The 1,323-nt window shown below is 52.0% G+C and carries 1 protein-coding gene; it reads right to left on the bottom strand.

The genetic code is table 11. The features are described 5' to 3' along the window. Positions 1-130: 130 nt before the first annotated feature. The gene (locus MUB52_RS23870) at positions 131-745 is read right to left on the bottom strand and encodes a hypothetical protein (protein ID WP_263846660.1); all 615 of its coding nucleotides are present in this window, start codon (positions 743-745) and stop codon (positions 131-133) included. Between the last annotated feature and the right edge of the window lie 578 nt (positions 746-1,323).

A 1,323-nucleotide genomic window follows, 5' to 3' on the forward strand; every position in this document is an offset into this window, starting at 1 on the left:
TGAATGTCGCTTCCTCGCCATTCAATGTCCCCCTTCGGTGACCACTTTAATGGCCCAGTTCTAAGGGGGAAGGACACAGGGACAAGTCCTCATTAGAAAGTCCCACTCACGAATTGCTAACGGTTCGAATTCAAGAAGGGTTGAGGCATTGCTCAGCCACACGAGAAAAAGTAGACAAGATAAGGTCGGGATCTTGACTATGAAAGCGGAGGCGCTCGACTTTTGGACTTATACTGCGTCCCCCATCACAGTACTCGAAAACCTGGTAGGCTCTCAGTGTGCTTATGGGATGCTGCGCGCTAAAGCGATCGAAGGCCAGATCTGCGGCCAGTGATCCCCACCCCACCTCTTGTCTAGCTTTAGAAAGAAGTTGATCATACTTATTGATCAACAAACCACTTCTAGAGGCCCACGAGCCTGATGCTTCAAACCTGAACCAGGTTCTTAGAGTATCGCCAAGTGGCCTCGTCGCCGCCGAGTCAGTAAGCGGAACGTTGTCTTTCAGATCGACATAGTACTCCAATACGTTGCTATTGGTATCGACCGAGCATGCTTGCAGGTCCTCGACACGTACTCGAACCTCACAAGAAGAGAATTCGACTTCGATACGATCGAACCTGGTCGAAGTGTAAGAACGTTCAATGGCGTCAACCAGAATTTGCCGATCATCTCCTAAGAGTGTTGTCGGTATAGCGCACGCAAAGACGAGGCCCAGAGTAGCAAGGCCGCGATTAGAGTTGGTCATCTTGGATCTCACAAGCTCGTCTCAATTTGAGAAGTGTGGTAATTGACTTGAATTACCGACTTCAATTTTGACCTGTAGACATGGTTAACGTCGTTGCCTTCTTTCACATCATACCAGCAGACCTGAGCCACAAGTTTCCTCCACATAACGGAGAGCCCTTAGCCTCCGTGAAGTCCTACTCGGTCAGTCTGTCCATTTTGGTTTTCGCAGCGAAGTCGCTGGGCGGCAGGTTTTCGGATACTGCATACGCACGGCGATACTGGTCAGTTCCGTGCCGTTTAAGCTGACGTTCTTCCGGCGACGTACGAATTTGCCTGACCAAACAGGCTGTGTCCAGCAAGACCGGCCGCTCTTCTCGCGGCATCGCAGAAGGTGCTGCTTCCCATTCGTGCATTTCTTGTGTTGCGTGCGCGCTCAGCGCAAATTTCAGAGCTCACCTAAGTTCAGGCCTGACAGCCAGTCAGTGACGAGTGCTGCGAGTGCGAGGGCTGAGAGGAAGACTTCGGGCATCAGTCTTAACGGGTTGCCACGCGCCGCCAGTCGTTGAGCCTGCCGAACATGGCCTCGATCCGGTTGCG

It is taken from the genome of Roseobacter sinensis (genome assembly GCF_025755255.1).
GTDB lineage: Bacteria > Pseudomonadota > Alphaproteobacteria > Rhodobacterales > Rhodobacteraceae > Roseobacter > Roseobacter sinensis.